This window comes from Halalkalibaculum sp. DA3122, from assembly GCF_043951865.1.
In the GTDB taxonomy this organism is placed as follows: domain Bacteria; phylum Bacteroidota; class Rhodothermia; order Balneolales; family Balneolaceae; genus JAMQKA01.
In genome coordinates this window covers 1-1,672 of the sequence record NZ_JBINJF010000086.1, presented here as the reverse complement: position 1 = coordinate 1,672, position 1,672 = coordinate 1, and the positions used below count along the sequence as shown (strand labels likewise).

General features: G+C 56.6%; 2 protein-coding genes. Both read right to left on the bottom strand.

Annotated elements, in window-relative coordinates:
* The coding region (locus ACG2F4_RS19275) for a sulfatase-like hydrolase/transferase (RefSeq protein ID WP_395262574.1) at positions 1–1,382 on the bottom strand (1,382 nt) is incomplete at its 3' end.
* A 71-nt stretch (positions 1,383–1,453) separates the two neighbouring features.
* A partial coding sequence (locus ACG2F4_RS19270) for a hypothetical protein (RefSeq protein WP_395262573.1) occupies positions 1,454–1,672 on the bottom strand: 219 nt, incomplete at its 5' end.

Sequence of the window (1,672 nt, the reverse complement as noted above, 5' to 3'; positions counted from 1 at the left end):
TAGTAGAGGGCATCGCGCCACTGGTCATCTTCGTTCTGGACCAGCGGAAGCAGCGATTGGCCCTGCATCCCGGCCGGTACCTCAACGCCGGCCAGTTCCAGCAGCGTGGGGGCCCAGTCAATGTTTTGGACCAGCTCGTCCACCTCCTCACGGGTTGCCATTCCCTCAGGGAACTTCATCAGCAGCGGGGTGCGCATCGACTGCTCGTAGATAAACCGCTTGTCGAACCAGCCGTGCTCGCCCATGTAAAACCCCTGGTCGGAGGTGTAGACCACCAGGGTATTCTCATACAATCCCTCCGCCTTCAGGTACTCCAGCAGGCGGCCCACATTCTCATCGAGGGTACGTATGGTCGCCAGGTAATCTCGCATGTAGCGTCGGTATTTCCAGATCGCCCGCTCGCGCTCGCTCATGGCCTCCCAGTTCTGCTTGAATTCCCGGATAATCGGGTCGTAGTGGGCATCCCAGGCGGCCTTCTGCTGCTCGTCGAGACGGGCGTAGCGGTCGTTGGCGTACATCTCGCGGTATTTCGTCTGTATTTCGCCCTCCTCGTCCAGCAGTTTCAGATCGTAGACCAGGTCCATATCCTCTGTGGCGATGCTCATCCTGGTCTCGGCCGCCGGGATGCGCATCGGAATACGCTGCGGCTGCTCGCCCATCTCAGTTTTCAAATAGCGCTTGCCCGTAAAATCGTCAAAGAAGGTATCCGGGACCGGGAGCCCGGCATCCTGAAAGGCCCCCAGCGCAGACGTGTCGGGCATCCAGATGCGGTGGGACGCCTTGTGGTGGACCTGCAGGGCAAAGGGCTGGCCCGGGGTTCGGTTTTCCAGCCACCGGATACTCTTATCCGTAATCACATCCGTTACATACCCGTGCGAGCGCGCCGTATCGCCGTTGGTGATAAAATCGGAGTTGTAGTAGTCGCCCTGCCCGATCAGCCGCTCGTAATGGTCGTAGCCGGTGGGCGTGCTCCGCAGGTGCCACTTGCCCACCAGTGCGGTCTGGTAGCCCGCCCCCTGCAGCAGTTTCGGAAACGTTTGCTGGCGGCCGTCAAAGGCCCGCCGGTTGTCGAGCTGCCCGTTCATGTGGGAATGCTTGCCGGTCAGCAGCGTGGCACGGCTGGGCGCGCAGATCGAGTTGGCGACAAAACTGTTGACAAATGTGACCCCCTCCCCGGCAATGCGATCCAGGTGGGGCGTCTCGATAAATCGATCGTCATATGCACTCAAAGTCTGGTAGGAGTGATCATCGCTCATGATAAAGACAATATTGGGTTTCCCTGAGTAATCCTCCGATTGAGAGCGGTTGCAGGAGGTGTAAAAAACCACGAGCATTAGCAGTATAACAGAAGTACCCCAACTGCGGTAACAGGAGTTATTCATATGAAGTCCGGTTTTTTTCTGAGGATCATTACAGTGTAATGTAATTTTACGTTTTGCTACTCTTAAAAAGCTCACTTTCCCGGCACCTTATGGATCGTCAGGTAGATCGTGTCGGCGTACTGCCTGCCACCGACCGACTCCAGTGTCAGTTGAATACGCATTTGATCAACGGGCTGCAGATCTTGATCCGAGATTTGAATCAGAATCGTTTTGCCATCCTCAGACAACTCTGCGCCTTGTACGGGAACATCATCCTGGCCGGTTTGCTCTGGATTTTTCACCGACCAGTC